We start from the raw sequence: 23,131 nt of genomic DNA, 5'->3' as shown, positions 1-23,131 counted from the left end.
TGCGGGTACGGCGTAGACTCCTCCACCCGTGAGGATCCTCGTCACCGGCGGCGCCGGCTTCATCGGGTCGGAGTACGTGCGGATGCTGCTGGGCGTGCCCGGCGGCGACGCGGCCGGGGTGCCCGCGACGGCGCCCACGGCGCTCACCGTGCTGGACAAGCTCACCTACTCCGGCAACCTGGCGAACCTGGCCCCGGTACGCGACGACCCGCGCCTGCGCTTCGTGCACGGCGACATCTGCGACGCGGCGCTCGTCGACGAGGTGGTGCCCGGCCACGACGTGATCGTCCACTTCGCCGCCGAGTCGCACGTGGACCGCTCGATCACCGGCGCGGCGCCGTTCGTCACCACGAACGTGCTCGGCACCCAGACGCTGCTGGACGCCGCGCTGCGTCACGGCGCCGGCCGGTTCGTGCACGTCTCCACCGACGAGGTGTACGGCTCGATCGACTCCGGCTCCTGGACGGAGGACTGGCCGCTGTCACCGAACTCGCCGTACTCCGCCTCGAAGGCCGGGTCCGACCTGCTGGCGCTGGCCTACCACCGCACCCACGGCCTGGACGTGGTGGTGACGCGCTGCTCCAACAACTACGGGCCGTACCAGTACCCGGAGAAGGTCGTCCCGCTGTTCGTGACGAACCTGCTCGACGGCGGCACCGTGCCGCTCTACGGCGACGGCGGCAACGTGCGGGACTGGCTGCACGTGCACGACCACTGCCGGGGCGTGGCGATGGTCCAGGAGAAGGGGCGGGCCGGCGAGGTCTACCACATCGGCGGCGGCACCGAGCTGACCAACAGGCAGCTCACCGAGCGGCTCCTGGCCGCCTGCGACGCCGGCTGGGACCGGGTCGTCCCGGTCACCGACCGCAAGGGCCACGACCGCCGCTACTCGCTGGACATCAGCAAGATCAGCGACGAGCTGGGGTACGCCCCGACCATCGACCTCGACCGGGGGCTGGCCGAGACCGTGCGCTGGTACCGGGACAACCGGGCCTGGTGGGAACCGCTGAAGACGGCCGGCCACCGGTGACCCGGGTGCTCGTCACCGGCGCGGGCGGCATGCTGGGGCGGGACCTGCTCGCCGTGCTGCGGACCCGGCCGGACCTGTCGGTCACCGCCGCCACCCGCGCCGGCCTCGACGTCACCGACGCCCACGCCGTCCGGGACGCGGTGAGCGGGCACGACGTGGTGCTCAACGCCGCAGCGTGGACCGACGTGGACGGCGCGGAGACCCGCGAGGCGGACGCCACGGCTGTCAACGGCGACGCGGTCGCCCACCTGGCCCACGCCTGCGCCGGGTCCGGCGCGCGCCTGGTGCACGTCTCCACCGACTACGTGTTCGCCGGGGACGCGGTCGAGCCGTACCCGGAGGACGCCCCGACCGGCCCGGTCAACGCGTACGGGCGCGGCAAGCTCGCCGGGGAGCTTGCGGTGGCCCGGCTGCTGCCCGAGACCGGGTACGTGGTGCGTACCGCCTGGCTCTACGCCACCCACGGCCGCAACTTCGTCACCACGATGCTGCGGCTGGCCGCCGAACGCGACCGGCTCGACGTGGTGGACGACCAACGCGGGCAGCCCAGCTGGTCGTACCGTCTCGCGGAGCGGCTCGTGGCGCTCGCCGACGCGGCGCTGGCCGGCGACGCGGCGCCCGGGACGTACCACGGCACCGCCGCCGGCGAGACCACCTGGTACGGCCTGGCCCGCGCCGTGTTCGCCCTGCGCGGCCTGGACCCGGACCGGATCCGGCCCACCACCAGCGACAGTTTCCCGCGCCCGGCGCGGCGTCCCCGCTACAGCGTGCTCGCGCACGGCCGGTGGGCCGCGGCGAAGCTGCCGCCGCCGGGGGACTGGTACGCCGACCTGGCCGAGGCGCTCAGCCTCCACCGCCCCGGAACACCTCGCTGACGGTACGCAGCACGATCTTGATGTCGAGCCAGAGCGACCAGTTCTCGACGTAGTAGTTGTCGAACCGCGCCCGGTCCGAGATCGGCGTGTCCCCGCGCAGGCCGCTGACCTGCGCCAGCCCGGTGAGCCCGACCGGTACGCGGTGCCGCATCGCGTAGGTCGGGTACTCCACCGAGAACTTCTCCACGAAGTACGGCCGCTCCGGGCGGGGCCCCACCACGCTCATCTCACCGCGCAGGATGTTCCACAGTTGCGGCAGCTCGTCCAGCGAGGTGCGCCGCATGAACCGCCCGATCGGGCCGACCCGCTGATCGTGGGCGATGGACCAGGTCGTCTGCGACTCGTGCTCGTCCTCCGGGCGCATCGACCGGAACTTGATGACGTGGAACGGCTTGCCGAACCGGCCGATGCGCTCCTGCCGGAAGAACACGCCCCGGCCGCCGTCGAGGAACGTGGCGAGGGCGCAGAGCAGCAGCAGCGGGCTCAGCACCACCAGCGCGGTCACCGCGAAGACCACGTCCGAGGCCCGCTTGAGCCGCCACCGGGGGCCGGTGAGCGTGGTGTCGCCGATCTTGACGATCGGAATGGCGCCGATGTGGTCGGGGTAGCCGCCCTGCGACCGCGAGCCCCACAGCCGGGGCACCGCCCACAGGTCACACCGCGAGCTGGCCGGACGCAGCAGCGACTCCATCAGCTCCGACTCGGAGCAGTCCGGGTCGGCGATGACCAGGACCTCGCACTCCAGCATGTCGGTGAGCTTCTCCAGGTCGTCGATCGTGCCGATCAGCGGCAACGCCCCCATGCGGGGCCTCGACGGGGCGTCCACCGCGCCGACGAACCGCAGCCCGTACTGCGGGTGGCGGCGCAGCAGCCGGGCCAGCTCCCCGCCGATCGGACCGCCGCCGATGACGATGGTGTTGCGCTCCACCCACCGGCGCTTACGGGCCAGCAGGACGAGCCGGCTGTTCAGCGCGCGCCCGACGATCACCAGGCCGGCGGAGAACGCGACGCCCTGGACGAAGCCGCTCACGTGCGGCACCGAGTCGTGCCGCAGCGCCGCGATGATCGCCACCACCGCGCCGGAGGCCAGCAGCCGCCCGCCGAGGCTCGGCAGCTCGTCCAGGATGCTGATGTGCCGGCGCGGCCGGTACAGTCCGCCCGCCGCGAAGAAGCCCACCGTCAGGGCCGCGTTGGCCAGCGTGCCGCGCCAGTAGTTCTGGGTCAGCAGCAGCGGCGCAAGCAGCGCCGCCACGTCGATGGGCGCGGTCACCATCCACGCGCGCACCCATCGGGTACGCGTCGACGCCCGCGACCCGGCGTAGGGCAGGACCGTTGTCGTGTCCAGGCCGCTGTTCATCGGCGGATCGTTCGACGGCGCGGCCGGATGCTCGAACGCCGGAAGGCGTGGCATTGTCGATCCTCCCCCGTGACGCCGCCGGCCCGGATGCGGAGACCGACGACGATCGCAGGATACGAGCGGCCCCGCCGCGCCGCCACCACCGGCATGGCAGATCGACGTCCTACTTTCCGCTGACGGCGAGAATCTCCGGGACCGAGTCGCGGCGGACCGCGTCGAACAGCGTCTTCGCGCGCGCCGGATCCGGGAACACGACGCTCTCGCTGCCGACCCGGCCGGTCCCCTTCACCGGGCAGGTGAAGAACGTCAGATTGCCGCTGCGCAGGCCACGCATCTCCATCGCGAGGTCCACCAGAGACAGTGATTTGTCGACGGCCACCGAGTTCGACGTGGCGCGGACGAACGAGTTGAGCTTCGCCGGGTTGGTCATCACCCCGCCCGAGGCGGCCTTGTCCAGAATGGCCTTGATCACCTGCTGCTGGTGCCGGATGCGGGCGAAGTCGCCGTCGGGGAAGGCGTGCCGTTCCCGCGCGTAGTCGAGCGCGGCGGCGCCGTCCATGGTCTGGCGGCCCTTCTTGAACGTCCGCGTGCCGATCAGCGAGTAGTTCGTGGTGAACCCCTTCTCCACGTCGATCTCGACACCGCCCAGCGCGTCGATGATCTCCTTGAAGCCGGCGAAGTCCACCATCGCCACGTTGTCCACCCGTACGCCGCTGAACTTCTCCACCGTCTGCACCATCAGCGGCACACCGCCCCAGGCGTACGCGGCATTGATCTTCGCGTCGCGACCGCCGCGACCCTCCTTCGACTTCGGGACGGCCGTCCAGGTGTCCCGCGGGATCGAGATGAGCTGGGCGCTCGACCGGTCCTTCGGCAGGTGGGCCAGGATGATCGTGTCGCTGCGCGAACCGCCGGTGCTCTCCGGGTCGCGGGAGTCGCTGCCCAGGATCATGATGTTCATGGCGCCCTTGACCTCGACCTGCGGGCGCGACTCCTCCGGTACGCCCTCGAAGGCGTCGACCCGTTCGATCGACTTGTCGACGGAGCGGTAGTACAGGCCGCCGGCCAGCGCGCCCCCGCCGGCGAGCAGCACCATCACGAGCAGCACGATCAGGGCGATCCGGCGGCCCCGGCGACGGCGCGGCGCCTTCTCCCGCACCGGCTCGCCCGCCTCCACATCGGAGACCCCGGAGCGGGCGTCGGAATCGGCGAGCTGATGGCGATCTGACATGCTGCGATGCTACTGATTCGCGCTGCGCCGCGGGGGGACCCTCGGACGGCAGGCGGTGGGCCTCGGCACCGGTCGGCGAGCCGCACGACCGGCGTGCCGGGCCTTGCCGTGAGGAGCGTCACGGATCGATGATGGTGAGGCAGCCAGGTCGACCGAGGAGTCGAGATGCAGGTTATCCACCAGCCCCGGGTGGCGTGGGACGCGGCCCGCGTCATCGGCGCGTCGATCCACGACGAGGAACTGTTCCGCTGGCTCTACCGTGTACTCGGCGACCTGCTCGGCCCCGCCACATGGGCGGCCCTCGACGAGACCCGCGACCGGGTCCGTTGGTCCGGCGACGAACGGATCCCGGTCGAGACCGGAGTGTGGCGCGTCCGCCTGGAGGACTCGCTGCGCGGACGCCCCGACCTCGCCGACGAGCTGGCCGGCATCGTCGCCACCGCCCGCGCGGTCCGGCCGTACTAGCCGCCGCGCCGGTTTAGCTTTCGCTTAGCTCGCTTGTCCGGCGGCACGCCGGTCCGGCAGCATCGACCGGCGTGACCGACGGCACCGTACCCCACCCGCCGACCGACGACCACGCGCCCGCCAGCCGTGCGGCCACGCGCCGTCGCCGGCTCGCCGCCGCCGGTCTGGTCACCGTCGCGGCGGCGGTCGCTGTCGCCCTCGCGGTACGCGGCGGCGCCGCCCCCGCCTGCGCGGCCCCGCCTCCACCCGCCGGCGTCCCGGTCCTGGCGGCGGGTCCACTCGGCGCCGCTCCGCCCGTCGGTGGGACGACCCGCAGCGGCAAGGCCACCTTCTACGACTCCGCGGGCGCCGGCGGCAACTGCTCCCGCCCCGCCGCCCCGGCCAACCGGATGTACGTCGCGCTCGGCCCGGGCGAGTACGCGGCCGGCGCCTCCTGCGGCGGGTTCCTCGACGTCACCGGTCCGCGCGGCACGGTCCGGGTGCTCGTCATGGACCAGTGCCCGGAGTGCGCCCCCGGCCACCTCGACCTGTCCGCGGAAGCGTTCGGCCGGATCGCCGACCCGGTGCAGGGCGTGGTGAAGGTCAGCTACCGGGCCGTGGTGAACCCGCCGCTGCCCGGGCCGCTCACCTTCCGCATGAAGGAGGGCTCGTCGCAGTGGTGGTTCGCCGTCCTGGTCGGTGACCACGGCAACCCGCTGCGCTCGGTCGAGGTCCGGCAGAACGGATCGTGGCGGGCGGCCCAGCGGCAGGACTACAACTACTGGCTGATCGATTCCGGCGCCGGCCCCGGCCCGTACACGATCCGGGTCACCGACGTGTACGGCAACCGCGCGACCGCCACCGGCGTCCGGATGCTCCCGGGCCAGGTGCAGCGCAGCGCGGTCCGGATGTACGGCGCGAAGCCCGCCGCCACCACGCCCACCCCGAAGAAGCCCCGCCCCACCTCCCCGCCCCCGTCCACCCCGACCCCGACCGCATCCACCCCCACCGCGTCCACCCCCGCGGCCCCCCTGGTGCAGGCAGCCGCCACCCCACCCACCCCCACAAGCTGCGCCTAGCCCGCCCCCGCCCCCGCCCTCGCTGATCTTGCACTTGGGGACCCGCGCGTGTCGTGAATGCCCGATCTGCCGGGGCCATGAGTGCAAGATCAGCGCGGCGGGGGGCGGGGCGAGGGGTCAGGTTGGGGTGGGGAGGTCCAGCCACATGAGGATCTCGTCGCGGGCGTCGGTGGCGGACAGGCGCAGCGCGGCGGGGAGGCGGCCGATCTCGCGGTAGCCGAGGCGCTTGTAGAAGCGGTCCAGCCCCAGCCCGTCGCGGACCGTCACGTGCAGCGCCGCCAGGCCCAGCCCTCGGGCGATCCGCTCGGCCTCGCGCATCAGCGCCGCGCCGTGGCCGCGCCCCTGCGTGTCGGGGTGCACCATGACGCGCTTGAGCACCCGCCAGTGCGTCTTGAGGTGGAACCGGTTGTCGGCGATGACCAGCACCGCGACCAGCTTCTCGCCCTCGTGGCCGACGAGCAGCCGGTCCGGCCCGTCCGCGACCTCGTCGAGCGTGGAGGTGGCGAGCGGGCGTACCTCGTCGGCGGTCACGGGGGCGACGAAGCCGACGGCGCCGCCGGCGTTAGTCACGTCCACCCAGAGCGCGATGATCTGTTCGCGCAGCTCGGGGGTCAGGTCGGGGTCGAGGGAGAAACGCAGGTCCACGCCGTAATCCTGCTCGTGGCGACGCGGTGCGGACCCGCGTTCGTGACCTTCCCGACAGTCGCCGGTGCGCGTGGCACCGGCGACTGGTAGGGCCGGCGGGATTCGAACCCGCACTGGTGCGGACCTAAACCGCATGCCTCTGCCGTTGGGCTACGGCCCCTTCATCGTGACCACCGCCCGCGGACCGGTGTCACAGCCTCCGGATCGTAGACCACATTCGGGGTCACCACTGCGGCGCGGCCGCCACGAGCCGCACCGCGCGCCGACCTCAGTCGAGCCCGAGATCCCGGCGCAGCTTGGCGACGTGGCCGGTGGCCCGCACGTTGTAGAACGCCTGCTCGATCTTGCCGTCCTCGTCCACGACGAACGTCGAGCGGATCACGCCGGTGACCGTGCGGCCGTACATCTGCTTCTCGCCGAACGCGCCGTACGCGGTCAGCACCGCCTTGTCCGCGTCGGAGACCAGCGGGAACGTGATCGCGTCGCGCTCGCGGAACTTTGCCAGCTTGGCCGGCTTGTCCGGCGAGATGCCCACCACCTCGTAGCCGGCGGCCTGCAGGGAGGCGAGGGAGTCCCGGAAGTCACATGCCTGCTTGGTGCAGCCGGGCGTCATGGCGGCCGGGTACGCGTACAGGATGACCTTGCGGCCGCGCAGGTCGGCCAGGGAGAGTGTCCCGCCGTCGTCGGTGGGAAGGGTGAATTCGGGGGCGGGGTCGCCGGGCTTGAGGCGGTCGGTCATGGCGGTGACGATACCGCCGGGCCGGTGCGCTCGGCGGACGGCGACGCGCGGACACGGTGACGGCCATCATGAGGTTGTTGCCAGATATTGGCAACAGTGCCTTCCTGGAAATACGCTGAGCGCGTGGACACCCTGGCGATGCACATCTCCAACGGGATCATCAACGGTCCGGTCGCCGCGATCTTCGCGGCTCTCGCCCTCGCCGCGCTCGCGTTCTGCGTGATGCGGGGCCGAGCCGACCTCGACGACCGGCTGGCCCCGATGGCCGGGCTGGTGGCGGCGTTCATCTTCGCCGTGCAGATGCTCAACTTCCCGATCTTCACCGCCGGGGTCAGCGGCCACCTGCTCGGGGGCGCGCTCGCGGCGATGCTCGTCGGCCCCTGGGTCGGCGCGCTCTGCGTGGCCGTGGTGCTCATCGTGCAGGCGCTGGTCTTCGGCGACGGCGGCGTGGCGATGCTCGGCCTCAACATCACCAACATGGCGCTGCTCGGCACCGCCGCCGCGTACCTGCTGATCGCGCTCCTGCTGCGTGTGCTGCCGCGTACCCCGGCCGGCCTGGCGGTGACCGCGTTCGTCTCCGCGCTGGTCAGCGTGGTGGTCGCGTCCCAGGGCTTCGTCCTGCAGTACTGGCTGGGCGGCACCACCGACCTCGGCGGCAACCTGACCGGCCTGGCCGGCACCATGGCCTTCGCCCACCTGCTGATCGGCATCGGCGAGGGCCTGATCACCGCGACCACCGTGGTCACCGTGGCGAAGGTCCGGCCCGACCTGGTGTACGCGCTGCGCGCCCTCAAGCCGGTCACGCCGGCTCCCGCCGTCCCGGTCGCCGGAGGTGCCCGATGAGCAAGCGTCAGTGGCCGTTCCTTCTCGGCGGCCTGCTGGTGGCGCTGCTGCTGGCGGGCGTGGTCAGCAACTACGCCTCCTCGCACCCGGACGGGCTCGACTCTTCGCTGCTCAAGGGCTGCACGGTGAACGCCGACGACGAGATCACCGGCGGCAGCTGCCCGGCCCAGGAGGCGAAGGACCACGAGCTGGCGGACAGCCCGCTGGCCGACTACGGCGTACGCGGAATCGGCAACGACTTCGTCTCCACCGGCCTGTCCGGCGTGCTCGGCGTGCTGCTCACCTTCGCGTTCGGCGCCGGCCTGTTCTGGCTGGCCCGCCGCCGCGGCCCCGCCACGCCCGCCACGTCCGCCGGCCCCGCCACGCCCGCCCCGGACACCGCGAGCGCCGACCCGGCGGACGACGCAGCGACCCCGTCCACCGGCAGCCGCTGACCATGGGCGCCGGGCACGCGCACGTCCTCTACCGCGAGTCCGGCTCGCCGGTGCACCGCCTCCCGCCGGAGGTGAAGATCGCCGCGATGGTGCTGTTCACCGTCGCGGTGGTGGCCACGCCCCGGGAGGCGTACTGGGCCTTCGGCGGGTACGCGCTCCTGGTCGCCGTGGTGGCCGCGCTGGCCCGGGTCGGCCCGCGCTGGCTGCTCAGCCGGGCGCTGATCGAGCTGCCGTTCGTGCTGTTCGCGTTCGCGCTGCCGTTCCTCGGGGCGGGGGAGCGGGTCGAGGTGGCGGGGCTCGCCCTGTCCGTGGACGGGCTGCACGGCGCGTTCAACATCCTCGCCAAGGGCACGCTCGGCGTACTCGCGTCGCTTCTGCTGGCGGCGACCACGACGACGCGGGACCTGCTGCTCGGCCTGGACCGGCTGCGGTGCCCGCAGATCCTCACCCAGATCGCCACGTTCATGCTGCGCTACCTGGAGGTGCTGGTCGGCGAGGCCCGCCGGATGCGGGTGGCGCGGGTGTCGCGCGGCGACGACCCGCGGTTCCTGTGGCAGCTGCGCGGCTTCGCGGCCGGGGTCGGCGCGCTGTTCCTGCGCGCGTTCGAGCGCGGCGAGCGGGTCTACCTGGCGATGCTCTCCCGGGGCTACACCGGCCGGATGCCGGCGGTGTGGCAGGGGGCCGGCGCGGCCACCGCCGGCCAGTGGGCGGTCGCCGCGACGGTGCCGGCGATCGCGGCCACCATCGCCGCCGTCGCGCTCGTCCTGCAATGATCGGGTACGTGCAGCAGCCGCCCTCCCTCGACGTCAGCGGCGTCCGGTACGCGTACCCGGACGGTCACGTCGCCCTGCACGGCGTGGACCTGACCGTGCCGCGCGGCGATCGGGTGGCGCTGCTCGGACCAAACGGCGCCGGCAAGACCACGCTCGTGCTGCACCTCAACGGCATCCTCACCCCGACCGAGGGCACGGTGAGCGTCGGCGGCCTCACCGTCACCCGGGACCGGGACACGCTGGCCGAGGTACGCCGCCGCGTCGGCATCGTCTTCCAGGACCCGGACGACCAGCTGTTCCTGCCCACGGTCGCCGAGGACGTGGCGTTCGGCCCGGCCAACCTGGGCCTGCGCGGCGCCGAGCTGGCCGCCCGGGTCGACGAGGCGCTCGCGGCGGTCGGGATGAGCGAGCACCGGGACCGCGCCCCGCACCACCTGTCGTTCGGGCAGCGACGCCGGGTGGCGGTGGCCACTGTGCTGGCCATGCGCCCGGAGATCCTGGTGCTGGACGAGCCGTCGTCGAACCTCGACCCGGCCGCCCGCCGGGAGCTGGCGGAGATCCTGCGCGCCCTGCCGGTGACGCTGCTCATGGTCACGCACGACCTGCCGTACGCGGCCGAGCTGTGCCCCCGCTCGGTGATCCTGGACGGCGGCCGCATCGTCGCCGACGCCCCGACCGCGGACCTCCTGTCCGACGAGGCGCTGCTGACGGCCCACCGCCTGGAACTCCCCTACGGCTTCGCCCCCCGCCCGTCCTGACCCCGCCCTAGCCCCTCCCTCCCGCCCGTCCCCCTCCGCCGCGATCTTGCACTTTCCTCCCGGGCATTCCGGGCAAAAGCCGCGCGCCCGGGGCGGCAACTGCAAGATCGCGCCGCCCGGGGGGGGTGAGTGCGGCGGGAGTGGAACGTGATGGGTGTGTCGAGGGGGGTTTGACACCCGTGGTGTTCCACTCGGGCTGCCCGGCGCTCGCAGATGGTCAGGGCGTGGGGGTTGGGTGGGGGGTGGGGCGGGCTGCTCTTGCTGCGGTGCGCAGGCGCAACAGGCCCGCCGCGACCGCGCCGGCTCCCGTCGCCAGGCCGACCACCACCAGCACCCGCACCAGGACCGGCGGGCCGGCGGCCGGGGGGATCGCGCGGGACAGCGCGGCGAGGTTCGTCACCCCGGCGAACACCGTCAGGCATGCGCCGGCCAGCGCCAGCACGAAGTCGGCGGCCGGGCGGCGGGCCAGCGCGTACCCGCCCGCGGCGAGCGCGCCGAGGCCGGTGAGCAGCGTCCACACCTGCCCGGTGAACAGTTCGGCGAGCATTCCGCCGAGGCCCGGGGTGCCGGTGTCGAACGCCCGGGCGACGGTGAGCGCCACTGTCGCCGCGCCGCCCAGGGCGAGCAGTGCGCCCACTCCGCGTAGCGCGCGTACCCCGGCGGTCGTGCCGCCCGGCGCGAGCCCGGCCGCGCCGATCACCAGGAAGCCGAGCGTGGTGGCCACCCACCAGGGGTACGGGTCGGGCGGCGGCACCCAGTCCAGTGTGCCGCGTACGGCTCCGGTGGTGTCACCGGCGCGCAGCGGCACCGTCCAGTCGCGTACCCGGTGTTCCCGCTCCGGGGCGGCGGCGACGGCGGCCGGCGGCGCGTCCTCCCGCCACAGCGTGCGCTGGTCGTGCCAGCGGGCGGTGGGCCCGTCGTCGATCCGCCGCCAGTCCGGCGCGGCGGCCGGGTTCGCCTCGGCCGGCAGCCGGGTCTCGCCGGCCAGCGTCCGGTTCAGGTACGTGGCGGGGGAGTGGACGTTCTCGTACACGCCGTCCGGGCCGACGCGCAGGTACGGCTCGCCGGAGTAGCCCATCACCGTGACGTCGGGGCCGGTGTCGTTCGTCAGCTCCAGCCGTGCGCCGGCCTCCACCATGCGGGCGGTGAGCCCGGGGCGGTCGGGCTCGACGCCGGTGATCGTGGCGCGGTAGTCGGTGCCGTCGGGCGCGTCCGCGCCGTGCGCGGCGGCCGGCGCGGCGAACGTGAGTAGGGCGACGGCCGCGCCGGTGAACACCAGCGCGGCCCGGCGCAGGGGTGCGGGGATCACTTCCCGGCCGCCTCCACCGCTGCCCTGATCCCCTCGGGGCTGCGGTCCCGCAGCTCACTTCCGTTGATCTTGATGGTCGGGGTCCCGGTCACGCCGGCCTTGCTCGCCTCGTCGGTGACGTGCTCGGTCCACGACCGGTACGTGCCGTCGGAGACGCAGGACGCGAACTCGTCCCGGTTCAGCCCGACGCCCGCGCCGATGTCGACCAGCTCGTCGTTGCTGAGCCCGGCGCCGCCCTCCGGCGGCTGCTTGGCGAAGAGCTGGTCGGTGAACTCGCGGAACTTGCCGCCCTGCGCGGCGCAGCCGGAGGCGGCCGAGGAGCGGGTGGAGTACTCGGTGGTGGAGAAGCGGTTGAGGAAGGCGACCGGGTGGAACACCAGCTTGGCCTTGCCCTCGGTGACGAGCTGGTTGAGCGTCTCGCCGTTGATCTGCTGGAACTGCTTGCAGGCCGGGCAGAGGTAGTCCTCGTACAGGTCGATGGTGACCGGCCCGGTGCCCTGGACGATGCCGGTGCCGGCGTCGTTCGCGCCGGGCGGCGCGGTGAAGTCGTCCGACTTCTGGCTGGAGTAGACGGCCCAGCCGATGCCACCGGCGATGACCAGCACCAGCACGGCGGCGATCGTGGTCCAGAGCGTGCGCTTGCGGCGCTTCTCCCGGGCGATCTGCTCGCGTACCACCCGCGCCGCGTCCCTGCGGCCCTTGCGGCTACTCATCAGTGTCCTCCACGGTGTCGTCGCCGGCCAGCCAGCCGTCCACCGAGAACGGCGAGCGGGGCCAGATCAGCAGGAACCCGGCGAGCGCCAGGAACCCCAGGTCCCGGAGGATCTCCGGGAGGTAACTGGGTGTCTCGCCGGCGGCGAGCTGGCCGCCGCTGCCGAAGCACCCGCAGTCGATGGCCAGGCCGCGCGCCCAGGCCGAGGCGATGCCGGCGATGAAGACCACGAGCAGCACCGCCGAGATCCCGGCGCTGACCCGGGTGGCCAGCCCGGCGAGAAGCAGCAGACCCAGGGCCAGCTCGACGAAGGGCAGCGCCGCGCCGATCACGGTGGCCAGCTCGTACGGCATCACCTGGTAGGCGTTGACGGCCCGGCCGGAGGCGGCGAGATCGCCGACCTTGGTGCCGCCGGCGATCAGCCAGACGGCGGCCAGTCCGAGGCGGGCGGCGACGCCGAGCCAGGGGCGCAGGCTCTGCCAGCGGCCGGCCGGGGAGGGGGAGGGGGTCACAGTCATTCGTCGTCCGAGCGTCACGAAAGGTTCCCGCTATCCGGTCATCGTGTCGCCGACGGCGCCGACCAGTTCGTCCCGGGCGCGGGCCACCCGGGAGCGGATGGTGCCCACCGGCACCCCCTCCACGTCGGCGGCCTCGGCGTAGGACAGGCCGAGCAACTGGGTGAGCACGAACGCGGAGCGCCGCTCGGCCGGTAGCCGGCGGACCAGGTCGGTGGCGCCGAGCTGACCGGCCGGGTCCGGGTAGGGGCGGTCGGTGGCGGCCTGGGCGGCGAGCCGCGCGTCGAGCCGCCGGCGGCGTACCACCGTGCGCAGGTGGTCGGCGCAGGCCCGGCGGGCGATGCCGAGCAACCAGGTACGCACGCTGGAGCGCCCCTCGAAGCCGGGCAGCGCCCGGAACGCCCGCAGGTACGTCTCCTGGGTCAGGTCGTCCGCGCTGTCCGGGTCGACGAGCGCGGCGGCGAAGCGCCACACCTCGGCCTGGGTGGCCCGGACGAGGGCGGCCTGCGCGTCGCGGTCCCCGTCGCGGGCGGCGAGCGCCCAGCCGGTGGCCGTGTCCCGGACAGCCTCGGCGGCCGCCTCGGGGCGGTCGTCGGCGGTGTCACGCGAGCCGGGGATCACGTCACCCGAGGTTACGCGGCGTACCTGGAGGGGACAGGGTCCTTCGGCCCATTCCGTGGTCCCGCACACGCCGGGAACTTTTTCCCGCCGCCGTCCGACTACCCTCCCATGACCTCCGAGCAGGCCCGGCGTGGCGCGCGCCGCCGCGCCGGGTGGGCGCTCGGTCACGCCCGCCCGGGACCGGCTCGCCGGATCGGCTCCGGTTCGGGAACCATGGCGGTCATGACTGCTGCCGTACGCCGCCCGTCCCGGGCCGTCGCCGCCCGATCCGGGGCCGTCGCCGGGCTGCTGCTCCTGCTGGTCGCCCTGCTGCTCGTCCCGGCCACCCCGGCCAGCGCCCACGCGGTGCTGGTGAGCAGCAGCCCGGCCGCCTCCGCCGTGGTGCCCGACGCGCCCGCGCAGGTGGTGATCACCTTCAGCGAGAGCGTCCGCAAGGTGCCCGGGAAGGTCCGCGTGATCGCCCCCGACGGCTCGCGGGCCGACCGGGGCGAGCCGACGTTCCAGGGCGCCGAGGTCACCATCCCGGTGGACCCCGGCGCGGGGCGCGGCACCTATCTGGTGAGTTACCGGGTCATCTCGGCGGACAGTCACCCGGTCTCCGGCGCCTTCACCTACTCCGTCGGCGCGCCGTCCGAGCCGCCGACGGACAGCGGCACCGACAACCGGGCGAACCCGGTGACCGAGACCGCGGTGAAGGTGGCGAAGTACGCCGGCTACGCCGGGTTGCTGCTGCTCGTCGGCCCGGCGCTGGTGCTGGCCGCGCTCTGGCCGCGCCGGCTGTCCCGCCGCGGCCCGGCCCGGCTGGCCTGGACCGGGCTGGGCGTGCTGGCGGTGGCGACGCTGGCCGAGATCTGGCTCCAGGTGCCCTACGTCAACGGCGGCGGCCTGTTCGACGTGACCGGCTCCGGGCTCGGCGACGTGCTCGGCAGCGCGTACGGCACGACCCACCTGGTCCGGCTGGGCCTGCTCGCCGCGGCGGCGTTCCTGCTCCGGCCGCTGTTCGCCGGCCCGGTCGGCCGCACCGACGGGATCATCCTCGCCGTTCTCGGCGGCGCCGCGCTGTTCACCTGGCCGCTCGCCGGGCACGCGGCGGCCTCGCCGGCCCCGGCCGTGTCGGTGGTGGTGGACGCGGTGCACCTGGGCGCCATGGCGGTCTGGCTCGGCGGCCTGGTGATGCTCGCGGTGTTCCTGCTGCGCCGGGCCGACGAGCGCGAGCTGGACGCGATCCTGCCGATCTGGTCCCGCTGGGCGGCGCTCGCGGTGGCCGCGCTGCTGCTGGCCGGCACCGTGCAGGGGCTGATCGAGGTGGCCAGCCTCCAGGCCCTGATCGACACCACGTACGGGCAGCTGCTGCTCGCCAAGATCGCGCTGTTCGCGCTGGTGATCGGCGTGGCCGCGTACTCCCGGGCGCTGGTGCGGCGGCGCGTCGCCGCCGGACGGCCGGGCTCGATGCGGCGGGCGGTGGTGGCCGAGCTGGTGATCACGGCGGTGGTGCTGGGCGTGTCGGCGACGCTCGTGCAGACCACACCGGCGCGGACCGCCGTCGCGGACGCGCCGGGCGCCTCGCCCGGCTACTTCTCCACCACGCTGAGCAGCCCGATCTACTCGCTGCAGGTCGAGCTGGACCCGGCCGAGACCGGCAACAACTCGATGCACCTGTACGCCTACACCCCGGACAACCGGCCGCAGCCGGTGCAGGAGTGGAAGGTGACCGCCGCCCTGCCGTCGGCCGGGATCGAGCCGATCACGGTTCCGCTGCTGCCGTTGAGCGACAACCACGCCACCGGGGAGGTCAACCTGCCGGCCCGTGGTGACTGGCAGTTGCGCATCACCGTCCGCACGTCCGACATCGACCAGGCCACGGTGACCGCCACCGTGCCGATCAAGTAACGGGAAGGTCCCACTGATGATCCGTCTCCGGCGCTCCGCGACCGTCGCCGCGCTGACCCTGACCGCCGTCGCCACGACCGTGCTCGGCCTGGCCGGGCCGGCCTCGGCGCACGTCACGATCAACCCGGCCGAGGGCAAGCAGGGCGGCTACGGCCGGTTCGCCTTCCGGGTGCCGAATGAGAGCGACACGGCGTCGACGGTCAAGGTCGAGGTGAACCTGCCGGAGAACGCACCCGTCGGTTCGGTGTCCACGATGCCGGTGCCGGGCTGGACGGTGGCGGTGGAGAAGCGCAAGGTCGACCCGCCGATCGAGGTGCACGGCAGCCAGCTCACCGAGGCGGTGTCGAAGCTCACCTTCACCGCGGCGCCGAACGGCGGCGTGAAGCCGGGCGAGTTCCAGGAGTTCCCGGTGTCGATGGGCCCGCTGCCGCAGGTCGACACGATGGTGTTCAAGGTGCTCCAGACGTACTCCGACGGCAACGTCTCCCGGTGGATCGAGGAGCCGACGCCGGGCGCGGAGGAGCCGGAGAACCCGGCGCCGGTGCTCAAGCTGGCCGCCGCCGAGAACGCGCCCGCCTCGCCGGGCGCGAGCGCGCCGGCCGCCGCGGCGGCCGACGACGATGACGACGACGCCGGCTCCGGCGCGGCGACCGCCCTCGGGGTGGCCGGTCTGGTCGCCGGACTGGCCGGCCTGGTCCTCGGCGGTCTGGCGTTCGCGCGTACCCGGCGGGAGCCCGCGGCGAAGTCCTGAACGCGAGCGACGCACCGGCCCGGCGGAACGATCCGCCGGGCCGGTCGCCGTCCCGGCCGGGTGCCGCCGATATCCGGCGATCGGCCGACCCGCGTCGGTAAGGTCTGGCGGGTAGTTGGCTACCGAGAGGGACGACGCGAATGCGTTTCGCACGCACGATCGCCGGCATGGTGCTGCTGGCGCTGGGGGTTCCGGCCCTGCTGGCCGGCGCCGGCCTCTGGCTCGCGGCCGGGCATGCCGACCCGGACGGCGGTTTCGGCGCCCGGTTCGAGCCGGTCCGCACGCCCGCCCGCGTGGTGCTGGTGACCGACGTGGACGCGCTGCTGCGCACCGACCTGCCGGTGGCGCGCACCGGGCAGGCCCGGCTGCACCTCACCGCGCGGGACGACCACGGCCCGGTCTTCCTCGGCCTCGCCCCGGCCGACGAGGTGCGGCGGTGGCTGGCCGACGTCCCGCACAGCACCGTGCGCCGCGTCGCCGTCACCCGGGGCCCGCTTCCGGTCGATCTCGACCCGGCCACCGCCGGCGACGGCGTCGCCGTGCCGCTGGCCCAGCCCTTCTGGGTACGCGAGGGCATCGGCTCGCTGGAGTGGAGCCCGGCCGAGCTGGGTGGCCGGTCGCTGAGCCTGGTCGTGATGCGCGTGGACGGCGCCGACGGGCTCGACCTGCGGATGCGGGGCGAGCTGCGGGCCGGCTGGTTCCCCGGGCTGGCGTGGGCGCTGCTGACCGGCGGGACGCTGCTGGTGGTCCTCGCCGTGGTGCTGCTGCGGCCGCTGCGGCCGCGTGAGGTGGTCTTCGTGGTCGAGCCGGACCAGGTGCCGGTGCTGGCCGGGCGCCTCGGCGTCACCTCGCTGAGCGGGCTGGGCCGGCAGCCGGGTCCGGCGTCGCGGCCCGAACGGCATCTGGTGGCGGTGGGCTCGGGCGCCCACGGGCGGACCCGCGCGGCGATCGCCCCGCCGCCCGGCCGGTGCCCGGACGACCAGGACTGACCGGAAGAACCGAACGGCCCTCCGCGCTGCCGACGCGGAGGGCCGTCCTCACCGGGGGATCGGTGCTACCTGGGAGAAATCTGAGGTAGTTGAGACCAGATTAGCGCTGATCGCCGTTTGTTGCGAGGTGTGTCCGTTCAGTCCGTGTTATCTGAGGTTCGTCCCGGTGGTGGCGGATCGGGAGCGCCACCAGCAACAGCAGGCTGAGCAGCACGTACACGTTGCGCACGACGAAGTCGACCGGATCGTCCGTGTGCACGATGGCGGTGCCCCAGTCCTGGAACGTCACCAGGCCGTACACGATCGGCAGGCCGACCACGGCGGCCAGCGCGAACAGCCCGCCCCGGCGGCGCGCCCCGGCCGGCGTCGCCGGATCGGCATCCAGCGCCGCGTCGACGAGCACCACCACGGCGGGGATGAACCAGTAGAGGTGGTGGATCCAGGTGATCGGGCTGACCAGGCCGCCCACCAGGCCGGTCACTGTGAGCCCCACCAGCGCGTCCCCGGCGCGCGCCGCCCGCGCCGCGCGCCACAGGCCGAACGCGGCCACCGCCAGCGCGAGCAGCAGCCACAGCAGCCGGTCCGCCTCGGCCGACGCGGACAGGCGGCTGAGCAGCCCGAACAGCGACTGGTTGCCGGTGTAGTCGGTGCGGCCCACCCGGTCGGTGGCCCACAGCTCGTGGGTCCAGAACCGCCACGAGTCACCGGGCGCGACCGCCGCCGCCAGCAACGTGGCCGCCGCCGCGGTCGCCGCCGCCACCGCCGCCGCCCGCCACTTGCGGGCGACCAGCAGGTAGAGGACGAAGATGCCGGGGAAGAGCTTGAGCGCCGCGGCCAGTCCCACGCCCACGCCGGCCCAGCGTCGCCCCTGGGGTACGGCGAACAGCAGGTCGGCCAGGATCAGCACCACCAGCAGCATGTTGATCTGCCCGAGCGTGAGCGTCTCCCGGGTGCTCTCCACCGCCAGCACCAGCAGCACGGCGACCGTCAGCCCGAACCCGCGCGGCAGGTCGTGCCGCCGCAGCACCGGCAGCACCAGCCAGCGGGTCGTCACCACCACGGCGGCCACTGTCAGCACCACGAACGTGGCGACCGCGACGCCGAGCCGCAGATAGCCGAACGGCAGCAGCAGCAGCGCCGCGAACGGCGGATAGGTGAAGTAGAGCGCGCCCTGCACCCGGTCCGGCTGGACGTAGTCGTAGAGCGGATGCCCGGCCGCCCACCAGTCCATCGCCGACATGTAGATCTTCTGGTCGTAGTAGTCGTGGCGCAGGTTGGGCAGGTAGAGCGCCGGCAGGATCGCGACCAGCGCCAGCACCGTTACGACCCGCCGGACCGTACGCGCGCCCACGTCGCCGCGGGCGACGGCGGGTGGGGCGGCGGGTTCGGCTGGCACGCAGGAAACCCTAGCGGTCCACGTCGGCCACCGTGCCGAGGCGCGGGCGGGTCGGCGGCGCGTAGTCTGTTCCGGTGGCTGATCTTCTCGTCTGGATCGACTGTGAGATGACCGGGCTGGACCTGCGGCGGGACGCGCTGATCGAGGTCGCGGCGCTGGTCACCGATCCCGATCTCAACGTGCTCGGTGACGGCGTCGACGTGGTGATCCACGCCGACGACGAGGTGCTCGACGGCATGCCGGAGATCGTGCGCAGCATGCACGCCAAGTCCGGGCTCACCGAGGAGGTGCGCCGCTCCACGGTCACCCTGGCCGAGGCCGAGGACATGGTGCTCGACTACGTGACCAGCTACGTGAAGGACCCACGTACCGCGCCGCTGTGCGGCAACTCGATCGCCACCGACCGGGGCTTCCTGGCCCGCGACATGACCCGGCTCGACGCCCACCTGCACTACCGGATGATCGACGTGTCGTCGATCAAGGAGCTGTGCCGGCGCTGGTACCCGCGGGTGTACTTCGGGCAGCCGCAGAAGGGCCTGGCCCACCGGGCGCTCGCCGACATCCGGGAGAGCATCCGCGAGCTGGAGTACTACCGGCGGACCGTGTTCGTGCCGCTGCCGGGCCCGGACGTCGAGGCCGCGAAGGCGATCGCCGCCCAGCTCTGACGCCCGCGCCGAACCCGGTGGACGGGGTCGGCCGGAGTGTGGCTATTATTAGTCCGCGCACCGCCCGGGCAACCGCAAGCGGCGAGCATGGTGGCTGTAGCTCAGTTGGCAGAGCACCGGGTTGTGGTCCCGGTTGTCGTGGGTTCAATTCCCATCAGTCACCCCGATAGTGGATCTGCTCCACTGCCTGATCACGCCCCCTCCTTCGAGGGGGCGTGAGTCGTTTCAGGGGCACCGCAGGGGAGTCGTGGCCCCGCCAGTGCGCGTCTCCCCTGCGGAAGGCGTTCGAACTCCGGCTGGAAATCGACGCGATGTGCTTCCTGCCCGGAGAAGCACGCCTACACTGGGGTGGTACATAGAGCCGATCAGTCCGCGGATGTGGTCGGAAGTCGGGCCGAGGACTCCCGGGGCAGACCGGGACCTCGGCCCCGCGCATGTTCACAGTCAGTGCAGCTCGATCTCGGACACTCTCAGTGTGGGCGTCAGCGGAGCGAGCAGCTGGACCGCTGCAGTCATGGACGCCACGGCCTGGACCATCTTGCGCCGTTCGCCGTCGGTCGCGTCCCGGTAGTGAACGCGGGCCCGGGGCGTCGGAGCCAGCCTGGCAGCGTCGAACCTGACCATCTCGACCTCGCCGGTCTGTATCACCGCCGCTGCGAGCACGTAGATGCCGCTGCGGTCGGGCCGCTGACGCATCGACTCGTCGAGCCAGGCCGCGCTGCTCATCTGACCACCTCAACGACCGGCTGACGGAAGGTCCATGGCGCGCCCGGCCATGAGGGGAACGAGCGCGGTCCCGACAAGACATGGCCTGTGTGTCTCCTCACGACGAAGCCCCCTCCTTCCGGAGGGGCCTTCGTCGTGTGCGCGAGGTCAGGGGGTCGGCTCGACGCTCGGCGTACCGGCGTCCGGCGTGGTGTCGGGGTCCGGGGTGTCGGCGGCCGGCGGCTCGTACGGCAGGGCGCTGCCCTTGACGTACTCCTCCCAGCTCATGTTCCAGTCGGTCCAGCCGTTGCCGTTCTGGAGCTTGCGCTCGGTGCCCTTCACCGTGATCGGGTCACCGATGCGGGTGTTGGCGAACAGCCAGTTGCCTTCCTTCATCGAGACGTTGACGCAGCCGTGCGACACGTTCGACCGGCCCTGCACGCCCTCGGACCAGGGCGCGGCGTGGATGAACTCGCCGCCCCAGGTGAGCCGCTGGGCGTAGTCGATCTCGGTGCGGTAGCCCTCCTCCGGGCCCAGCTCCTCCATGGTGTCGAAGACCGTGTGCCGGAGCTTCTCCATCACCACCATCGTGCCGCTGGACGAGGGGGTGCTCTTCTTGCCGAGGCTCACCGGGATGGTCTTGACCACCTTGCCGTCGCGGGTGACTGTCATCCGCTTGGTGCGGTTGTCGACCGTCATCACGAACGACGGACCGATCTTGACGTCGACGGTGAGGTCGGACCGGCCGTACCAGCCGCCGCCGAGCGGCAGCCCGCCCGCCTGCACCTTGTAGCTGACGGTGCTGTTCGGCTTCCAGAACGTCTTGGGCCGGTAGCGCACCTCGGTCGGGCTCACCCAGTGCCAGATGCCCTCCTGGGCCGGCTTGGCGGTGACGATCATCCGGCGCTGGACGTCGTCGCGGTAGTCCTCCGGGATGGCCCGGCCGAACTTCACGATCAGCGGCATGGCCACGCCGACGACCTGGTTGTCGCCGAGGAAGCTGGTGACCCGGACCTGCTTGGCCGGCTTCGCCATGGTGGTGAACGTGCTGGTGGCGGTCGCGGGCTTGCCGTCGTCGCCGGTCGCCGTCACGGTCGCGGTGTACGTCTGCCCGTACTCCAGGGCGCCGGCCGGCAGCCAGCTCTTGCCGTCCGCGGCGACCGCGCCGTCAACGGCCTTGCCGGCGGAGTCCTTCACCTCGACTGTCGTCTCCTGCGCCTCGGTCGTGGTGAAGACGATGGCGGTGGAGGCGGGCACGTCCTTGGCGTCGGCGGCGGGCTCGCTGATCGTGGCGGCGGCCTTCGGGGCCTTCTCGCCACCGTCGCCGCCGCCCTGCCAGCTCGACGGCTTGCCGCCACCGCCGCCGGTGCAGGCGGAGGTCAGGGCCAACGCGGCGGCGAGCACCCCGGCCGCCAGCGCGCGGCGGCGGCCGACGCGCGGGGCGCTCCCGCCCCTGATCGGTTCGTCCTGGCCAGCTCGCATGATTCCCTCACAAGTGATGCCGTTCGGCGTCGTCTCAGGTCAGACGCGCCGGAGCGCTTACGCGTTGCCGGGCGTGAACCGGAACACCCCGCCGGGATGTAACGATTCCACGGCCGCCCGGCGCTTCGTCGGAGGTGGCGTGTCCGACCACGGTACGCCGGTCAGAACGGGGCGGGCTGCCCGCCCTCCGGCACCGGCAGCGCGCTGCCGGCGACGAACTCCGACCAACTCAAGCTCCAGGCAGTCCAGCCGTTGCCCGGCGCGAGGCGCCGCTCGGTGCCCTTCACCGTGATCGGATCACCGACGAGCGTCTTGCCGAACAGCCACCGCCCGTCGGCCATCGACACGTTGACGCAGCCGTGCGAGACGTTCCGGCGCCCCTGCACGCCCTCGGACCAGGGCGCGGCGTGGATGTACTCGCCGCCCCAGGTGATCCGCTGGGCGAAGTCGATCTCGGTGACGTACCGGTTGGCCGGGTCCGGCTCGCTGCGGGTGTCGAAGACGGTGGACTCCTTCTTCTCCATCACCACCATCGTGCCGCTGGAGGAGGGGGTGCTCTTCTTGCCCAGGCTCACCGGCAGCGTACGGATCACCGTGCCGTTCTCGGAGACCGTCATCCGCTTCGTCGCGTTGTCGACGGTCATCTCGAACGCGCGGCCGATCTTCGCGGTGGCGCTCCGGTCGATGTTGCCGTAGCGGCCGTTGCTCAGCGGGATCCCGGCCAGCGCCAGCCGTACGGTGATCGTGGTGCCGGTCTTCCAGTACTCCGGGGCGCGGTAGTACGCCTGGGTGCCGTTGTCGACCCAGTGCCAGGCGCCGGGCTGCGGCGGGTCCGTCTGCACGAACATCCGCTTCTGCACGGCGGCCCGGTCCTTCTTCGGGATGCCCGGGGAGAACTCGGCGACCACCGGCATGGCCACGCCGTACGTCTTGTCGCTGAACAGGTAGAGCCCGGAGCCGATCATCGACTTCGGCTTGGCCATCGTGGTGAACGTGCTGGTGCCCTCGTACGTCTGGCCGTCCTTGCCGGCGCCGGTGACGGTGACGGTGTACTTCGTGCCGTACTTCAGCGCGGCCGACGGCACCCAGCTGGACCCGTCCCGTCGCATCCGTCCGGCGACGGCGGTGCCGTCGGCGGTGGCGAGCACCACCTTCGACACGGTGCCGCCGCCCGGGATGCGGGCGCTGATCTCGGTGCTGACCGGCCGGCTCGCCGCGCCGTCGGCCGGGCTGACAGTCAGCGCCGCCGCGGGGGCGCCGCCGGTCGGGGCGGCGCTCGGGTCGGCGGGCGCCGAGGCCGAGACGCCGCCGACCTGCTGCTGGCCGGGCTCGAAGGCCGGCTTCTTCCCCTCGTCGCCGCCGCCGCACCCGGTCAGTGCCAGCGACGCCGTGAGGACCAGGGCGCCCACCGTCGCCCCGGCCCGCGAGAACCTGCCCATGCCCACCCCTGTCCTCACATGCCTGGCGGACATCGTGCCGTATCGACGCCATCTGACCCGCCCCCGTACCAAATCTTGTGACCGTTTTGACCGCTTTCGCCGGTTAAGCTCGACCGAAGGGTGGACCCCGGTATCGGATTGGAACCCGGCTCCGCGGGCGTGCTAATCTTCTTCCCGTTGTCAGCGAGCGCCGCTAGCTCAACTGGCAGAGCAGCGGACTCTTAATCCGCGGGTTCGGGGTTCGAGTCCCTGGCGGCGCACCAACGAGCAAGGCCCTGAGCAGGCGTTCCACGCCGCTCGGGGCCTTTTTCGCGTACGCCGCCCGCCGGGGCCGCGGGGCGATCGTCCGTGGGTGGAACACCATCGGTGTCAAACGGGCCGGGAGGCACCCATGACGTTCCACCGAGCGCGGCCAGCCTGGTGGCGGGGTGGAACCGGCCCGTCGGGGC

The 23,131-nt window shown here is 73.0% G+C and carries 24 protein-coding genes and 3 tRNA genes; 14 read left to right on the top strand and 13 right to left on the bottom strand.

Going from position 1 to position 23,131, the window contains the following annotated elements; translation table 11 throughout:
- Nucleotides 1–28: 28 nt before the first annotated feature.
- Together rfbB and rfbD are read left to right on the top strand one after the other, a co-directional pair.
- Nucleotides 29–1,030 carry a dTDP-glucose 4,6-dehydratase gene (rfbB, locus tag HA073_RS02525; RefSeq protein ID WP_064446935.1) on the top strand — a complete coding sequence of 334 codons (1,002 nt, stop codon included), beginning with the start codon at nucleotides 29–31 and terminating at the stop codon, nucleotides 1,028–1,030.
- The gene (gene rfbD, locus HA073_RS02520; protein ID WP_069087513.1) at nucleotides 1,027–1,905 is read left to right on the top strand and encodes a dTDP-4-dehydrorhamnose reductase; all 879 of its coding nucleotides are present in this window, start codon (nucleotides 1,027–1,029) and stop codon (nucleotides 1,903–1,905) included. The genes rfbB and rfbD overlap by 4 nt, the downstream gene beginning before the upstream one ends.
- On the opposite strand, the gene HA073_RS02515 is transcribed toward rfbD, so the two are convergent.
- Together HA073_RS02515 and HA073_RS02510 are read right to left on the bottom strand one after the other, a co-directional pair.
- Nucleotides 1,874–3,316 carry a sugar transferase gene (locus HA073_RS02515; RefSeq protein ID WP_043326163.1) on the bottom strand — a complete coding sequence of 481 codons (1,443 nt, stop codon included), beginning with the start codon at nucleotides 3,314–3,316 and terminating at the stop codon, nucleotides 1,874–1,876. The genes rfbD and HA073_RS02515 overlap by 32 nt on opposite strands.
- Nucleotides 3,317–3,425: 109 nt before the next feature.
- Complete coding sequence (locus HA073_RS02510) at nucleotides 3,426–4,493, bottom strand: LCP family protein (RefSeq protein ID WP_043326162.1); 1,068 nt, start codon at nucleotides 4,491–4,493, stop codon at nucleotides 3,426–3,428.
- Between the two features lie 165 nt (nucleotides 4,494–4,658).
- Between HA073_RS02510 and HA073_RS02505 the strand changes: the two genes are divergently transcribed.
- Complete coding sequence (locus HA073_RS02505; protein WP_043326160.1) at nucleotides 4,659–4,958, top strand: hypothetical protein; 300 nt, start codon at nucleotides 4,659–4,661, stop codon at nucleotides 4,956–4,958.
- Between the two features lie 71 nt (nucleotides 4,959–5,029).
- Complete coding sequence (locus tag HA073_RS30995; protein WP_166455600.1) at nucleotides 5,030–6,016, top strand: expansin EXLX1 family cellulose-binding protein; 987 nt, start codon at nucleotides 5,030–5,032, stop codon at nucleotides 6,014–6,016.
- 117 nt (nucleotides 6,017–6,133) lie between these two features.
- On the opposite strand, the gene HA073_RS02495 is transcribed toward HA073_RS30995, so the two are convergent.
- The 3 genes from HA073_RS02495 to bcp form a co-directional block, all read right to left on the bottom strand.
- The gene (locus HA073_RS02495; protein ID WP_064446937.1) at nucleotides 6,134–6,661 is read right to left on the bottom strand and encodes a GNAT family N-acetyltransferase; all 528 of its coding nucleotides are present in this window, start codon (nucleotides 6,659–6,661) and stop codon (nucleotides 6,134–6,136) included.
- 84 nt (nucleotides 6,662–6,745) lie between these two features.
- Nucleotides 6,746–6,821: transfer RNA gene (locus HA073_RS02490), tRNA-Leu, on the bottom strand.
- Between the two features lie 108 nt (nucleotides 6,822–6,929).
- Nucleotides 6,930–7,400 carry a thioredoxin-dependent thiol peroxidase gene (bcp, locus tag HA073_RS02485; RefSeq protein ID WP_043326156.1) on the bottom strand — a complete coding sequence of 157 codons (471 nt, stop codon included), beginning with the start codon at nucleotides 7,398–7,400 and terminating at the stop codon, nucleotides 6,930–6,932.
- A 123-nt stretch (nucleotides 7,401–7,523) separates the two neighbouring features.
- On the opposite strand from bcp, the gene HA073_RS02480 reads away from it, so the two are divergent.
- Genes HA073_RS02480 through HA073_RS02465 form a run of 4 tightly spaced genes read left to right on the top strand, consistent with a single transcriptional unit; the run spans nucleotide 7,524 to nucleotide 10,208 of the window.
- On the top strand, nucleotides 7,524–8,243 hold the full coding sequence (locus HA073_RS02480; protein WP_043326154.1) for an energy-coupling factor ABC transporter permease: 720 nt from the start codon (nucleotides 7,524–7,526) through the stop codon (nucleotides 8,241–8,243).
- On the top strand, nucleotides 8,240–8,677 hold the full coding sequence (locus tag HA073_RS02475) for a PDGLE domain-containing protein (RefSeq protein ID WP_166455599.1): 438 nt from the start codon (nucleotides 8,240–8,242) through the stop codon (nucleotides 8,675–8,677). Before HA073_RS02480 ends, HA073_RS02475 begins: the two co-directional genes overlap by 4 nt.
- 2 nt (nucleotides 8,678–8,679) lie before the next feature.
- Nucleotides 8,680–9,450, top strand: a complete 771-nt coding sequence (gene cbiQ, locus HA073_RS02470; protein WP_043326150.1) for a cobalt ECF transporter T component CbiQ — start codon at nucleotides 8,680–8,682, stop codon at nucleotides 9,448–9,450.
- The gene (locus HA073_RS02465; protein WP_064446939.1) at nucleotides 9,447–10,208 is read left to right on the top strand and encodes an energy-coupling factor ABC transporter ATP-binding protein; all 762 of its coding nucleotides are present in this window, start codon (nucleotides 9,447–9,449) and stop codon (nucleotides 10,206–10,208) included. Before cbiQ ends, HA073_RS02465 begins: the two co-directional genes overlap by 4 nt.
- 217 nt (nucleotides 10,209–10,425) lie before the next feature.
- Here the strand turns inward: HA073_RS02465 and HA073_RS02460 are convergent, their stop codons facing one another.
- From HA073_RS02460 to HA073_RS02445, 4 genes are read right to left on the bottom strand one after another with little or no spacing between them, the layout of a single operon-like run.
- Complete coding sequence (locus HA073_RS02460) at nucleotides 10,426–11,517, bottom strand: hypothetical protein (protein WP_309227977.1); 1,092 nt, start codon at nucleotides 11,515–11,517, stop codon at nucleotides 10,426–10,428.
- A complete protein-coding gene (locus tag HA073_RS02455; RefSeq protein WP_043326145.1) occupies nucleotides 11,514–12,230 on the bottom strand; it encodes a thioredoxin domain-containing protein in 717 nt (238 codons plus the stop codon). Before HA073_RS02455 ends, HA073_RS02460 begins: the two co-directional genes overlap by 4 nt.
- Entirely contained in the window at nucleotides 12,223–12,747 is a 525-nt protein-coding gene (locus HA073_RS02450; RefSeq protein WP_166455598.1) for a MauE/DoxX family redox-associated membrane protein, read from the bottom strand. Before HA073_RS02450 ends, HA073_RS02455 begins: the two co-directional genes overlap by 8 nt.
- A 30-nt stretch (nucleotides 12,748–12,777) precedes the next feature.
- Nucleotides 12,778–13,365 carry a sigma-70 family RNA polymerase sigma factor gene (locus tag HA073_RS02445; RefSeq protein WP_064446940.1) on the bottom strand — a complete coding sequence of 196 codons (588 nt, stop codon included), beginning with the start codon at nucleotides 13,363–13,365 and terminating at the stop codon, nucleotides 12,778–12,780.
- A gap of 222 nt (nucleotides 13,366–13,587) precedes the next feature.
- On the opposite strand from HA073_RS02445, the gene HA073_RS02440 reads away from it, so the two are divergent.
- The 3 genes from HA073_RS02440 (at nucleotide 13,588) to HA073_RS02430 (ending at nucleotide 16,995) form a co-directional block, all read left to right on the top strand.
- The gene (locus HA073_RS02440; RefSeq protein WP_043330589.1) at nucleotides 13,588–15,255 is read left to right on the top strand and encodes a copper resistance CopC/CopD family protein; all 1,668 of its coding nucleotides are present in this window, start codon (nucleotides 13,588–13,590) and stop codon (nucleotides 15,253–15,255) included.
- A gap of 16 nt (nucleotides 15,256–15,271) precedes the next feature.
- A complete protein-coding gene (locus HA073_RS02435; protein ID WP_043326141.1) occupies nucleotides 15,272–16,006 on the top strand; it encodes a YcnI family protein in 735 nt (244 codons plus the stop codon).
- Between the two features lie 140 nt (nucleotides 16,007–16,146).
- Nucleotides 16,147–16,995 carry a hypothetical protein gene (locus HA073_RS02430; RefSeq protein WP_166455597.1) on the top strand — a complete coding sequence of 283 codons (849 nt, stop codon included), beginning with the start codon at nucleotides 16,147–16,149 and terminating at the stop codon, nucleotides 16,993–16,995.
- Between the two features lie 100 nt (nucleotides 16,996–17,095).
- On the opposite strand, the gene HA073_RS02425 is transcribed toward HA073_RS02430, so the two are convergent.
- Nucleotides 17,096–18,391, bottom strand: a complete 1,296-nt coding sequence (locus HA073_RS02425; protein ID WP_166455596.1) for a glycosyltransferase 87 family protein — start codon at nucleotides 18,389–18,391, stop codon at nucleotides 17,096–17,098.
- A 74-nt stretch (nucleotides 18,392–18,465) separates the two neighbouring features.
- Here HA073_RS02425 and orn point away from each other — a divergent pair, with 74 nt between their 5' ends.
- Complete coding sequence (orn, locus tag HA073_RS02420) at nucleotides 18,466–19,056, top strand: oligoribonuclease (protein WP_082931010.1); 591 nt, start codon at nucleotides 18,466–18,468, stop codon at nucleotides 19,054–19,056.
- Between the two features lie 90 nt (nucleotides 19,057–19,146).
- Nucleotides 19,147–19,219: transfer RNA gene (locus tag HA073_RS02415), tRNA-His, on the top strand.
- A gap of 281 nt (nucleotides 19,220–19,500) precedes the next feature.
- On the opposite strand, the gene HA073_RS02410 is transcribed toward HA073_RS02415, so the two are convergent.
- The 3 genes from HA073_RS02410 to HA073_RS02400 all read right to left on the bottom strand — a co-directional run bounded on the left by HA073_RS02410 (nucleotide 19,501) and on the right by HA073_RS02400 (nucleotide 22,682).
- Complete coding sequence (locus HA073_RS02410; protein WP_166455595.1) at nucleotides 19,501–19,782, bottom strand: hypothetical protein; 282 nt, start codon at nucleotides 19,780–19,782, stop codon at nucleotides 19,501–19,503.
- A 147-nt stretch (nucleotides 19,783–19,929) separates the two neighbouring features.
- Nucleotides 19,930–21,243 carry an Ig-like domain-containing protein gene (locus HA073_RS02405; protein ID WP_113971879.1) on the bottom strand — a complete coding sequence of 438 codons (1,314 nt, stop codon included), beginning with the start codon at nucleotides 21,241–21,243 and terminating at the stop codon, nucleotides 19,930–19,932.
- A gap of 161 nt (nucleotides 21,244–21,404) precedes the next feature.
- Complete coding sequence (locus HA073_RS02400) at nucleotides 21,405–22,682, bottom strand: Ig-like domain-containing protein (RefSeq protein ID WP_069087503.1); 1,278 nt, start codon at nucleotides 22,680–22,682, stop codon at nucleotides 21,405–21,407.
- Nucleotides 22,683–22,869: 187 nt separating this feature from the next.
- Between HA073_RS02400 and HA073_RS02395 the strand changes: the two genes are divergently transcribed.
- Nucleotides 22,870–22,945 (top strand) — tRNA-Lys (locus HA073_RS02395).
- Nucleotides 22,946–23,131 lie beyond the last annotated feature (186 nt).

Source organism: Micromonospora sp. CMU55-4 (assembly GCF_011602315.1).
GTDB classification, from domain to species: Bacteria; Actinomycetota; Actinomycetes; order Mycobacteriales; family Micromonosporaceae; genus Micromonospora; species Micromonospora chalcea.
Note: the sequence above shows the minus strand (reverse complement) of the source record. Positions and strands in the feature narration are given on the sequence as shown.

Bases quoted from the DNA above. Each gene is read 5' to 3' on its own strand.
- HA073_RS02450 (WP_166455598.1), bottom strand. From the start codon at position 12,747: ATGACTGTGACCCCCTCCCCCTCCCCGGCCGGCCGCTGGCAGAGCCTG.
- HA073_RS02465 (WP_064446939.1), top strand. From the start codon at position 9,447: ATGATCGGGTACGTGCAGCAGCCGCCCTCCCTCGACGTCAGCGGCGTC.
- bcp (WP_043326156.1), bottom strand. From the start codon at position 7,400: ATGACCGACCGCCTCAAGCCCGGCGACCCCGCCCCCGAATTCACCCTT.
- HA073_RS02455 (WP_043326145.1), bottom strand. From the start codon at position 12,230: ATGAGTAGCCGCAAGGGCCGCAGGGACGCGGCGCGGGTGGTACGCGAG.
- HA073_RS02440 (WP_043330589.1), top strand. From the start codon at position 13,588: ATGACTGCTGCCGTACGCCGCCCGTCCCGGGCCGTCGCCGCCCGATCC.
- HA073_RS02430 (WP_166455597.1), top strand. From the start codon at position 16,147: ATGCGTTTCGCACGCACGATCGCCGGCATGGTGCTGCTGGCGCTGGGG.
- HA073_RS02400 (WP_069087503.1), bottom strand. From the start codon at position 22,682: ATGGGCAGGTTCTCGCGGGCCGGGGCGACGGTGGGCGCCCTGGTCCTC.
- HA073_RS02515 (WP_043326163.1), bottom strand. From the start codon at position 3,316: ATGCCACGCCTTCCGGCGTTCGAGCATCCGGCCGCGCCGTCGAACGAT.
- HA073_RS02435 (WP_043326141.1), top strand. From the start codon at position 15,272: ATGATCCGTCTCCGGCGCTCCGCGACCGTCGCCGCGCTGACCCTGACC.
- HA073_RS02505 (WP_043326160.1), top strand. From the start codon at position 4,659: ATGCAGGTTATCCACCAGCCCCGGGTGGCGTGGGACGCGGCCCGCGTC.
- HA073_RS02475 (WP_166455599.1), top strand. From the start codon at position 8,240: ATGAGCAAGCGTCAGTGGCCGTTCCTTCTCGGCGGCCTGCTGGTGGCG.
- HA073_RS02405 (WP_113971879.1), bottom strand. From the start codon at position 21,243: ATGCGAGCTGGCCAGGACGAACCGATCAGGGGCGGGAGCGCCCCGCGC.
- cbiQ (WP_043326150.1), top strand. From the start codon at position 8,680: ATGGGCGCCGGGCACGCGCACGTCCTCTACCGCGAGTCCGGCTCGCCG.
- HA073_RS02410 (WP_166455595.1), bottom strand. From the start codon at position 19,782: ATGAGCAGCGCGGCCTGGCTCGACGAGTCGATGCGTCAGCGGCCCGAC.
- HA073_RS02510 (WP_043326162.1), bottom strand. From the start codon at position 4,493: ATGTCAGATCGCCATCAGCTCGCCGATTCCGACGCCCGCTCCGGGGTC.